This window comes from Agromyces humi (genome assembly GCF_009720255.1).
GTDB lineage: Bacteria > Actinomycetota > Actinomycetes > Actinomycetales > Microbacteriaceae > Agromyces > Agromyces humi.
The window spans coordinates 1-1,175 of sequence record NZ_WJSP02000651.1 but is presented as its reverse complement, the minus strand read 5'-3'; the positions used below and the strand labels follow the sequence as shown (position 1 = coordinate 1,175).

At 72.7% G+C, this 1,175-nt stretch carries 1 protein-coding gene and 1 pseudogene; both read right to left on the bottom strand.

The features are described 5' to 3' along the window. Positions 1–900 (bottom strand): DUF6807 domain-containing protein (locus tag GH736_RS23230; RefSeq protein WP_159607410.1); only part of this gene is annotated, 900 nt, incomplete at its 3' end. Positions 901–953: 53 nt separating this feature from the next. Continuing rightward, a pseudogene (locus tag GH736_RS23225) lies at positions 954–1,175 on the bottom strand (M24 family metallopeptidase); the annotation flags it as partial.

Here is a 1,175-nt window from a genome sequence, read left to right as displayed (position 1 = left end):
GCTCCCGGCGGTTCCGGCCGCCGCGAGCCCTGCCGCACGCGCCGGGTCGCTCGCGCCGTCGGCGATCACGACGCCGTACCGGAGCACCAGCGTGTCGTCGGCCGCGACCGTGTGCTCCTCGCTGAAGAAGGGTGCGGGACAGATGCAGGCGAACTCCTCGCTGCGGGCGAACCACTGGGTGGGGTGCTGCACGTTGCCCGGGTCGTCCACCATCACGATGGTCGAGGCCGCACCGCTGCCGTCGTGTCGTCCGCTGAAGCCCATCCACGGGGCGCGGATGCCGCGGAGCTCGTCGCCGCCCGCCACGCCGGGCGCGAGCAGGTCGCCGCCGGTGAACGAACGCGGGCCGCGCCAGAAGAGGCCGCCGTAGCCCGCGTTCTCGCGGCCGCGGGTGGTCGGCGACCCGATCGGGACGTCACGACCCGACACGTTGTGCATCCGCGTCTCGAAGGCAAGCAGCCACGCCTCATCGCCGTCGAGCGCGGAGGCGCCGATCGTGCGCCGCTCGTCGAACAGGGTCTCGCCGGCCTCGGTCACCCAGTCGAGGCGTTCGACGAGCCGGACGCCGGCCGCGGCATCCGATCGCTCGTCGAACCGGCGGTGCAGCTGGCTGCCGTTGTTCGGCAGCTGCACGTAGCCCTCGCCCGACACGAAGGTGGGGCCGCCCCAGAAGTTCTCGTCGCCGACGACGGGAAGCGACCAGGCGATGCCCTTGTGCCACACGTGGTCGTGCGGGCGGAAGAGCGAGACGAGCTCGCCACCCCGGGTGCGGATGGGGCTGAGGTACGGGCGCGGCGATTCGAGCTGCACGTCGGTGGGCCGGTGCACGTACTCGGCGAGCACCACGTCATCGTCGAGGACGAGCACGCGGTCGTCGCGCTCCTCGGTGCGGATGGGCATCTGGCTCCTCGGAATCGTCGTCGATCGGCAACGGGGCGGGCGCTCGGAAAGCGTTATCCCAAGCCTACACGGACCAGCTCGATCGGTCGAGGCCGGCCCGCGACGTCCGTCGTCGGCCACCTCGGATCGATGGTGAGCACCTCGAGCCCGGCGTCGCCGACCAGCACCGTGTCCTCGACCTTCGCGCCAGGCGCCGTCGGGTTCCAGGCGAACGCGTGCCGCGCCTGCACGAGGTCGCCCACCGCCGCGGTGGCCCGCGGATCCCGGCCCGCGTA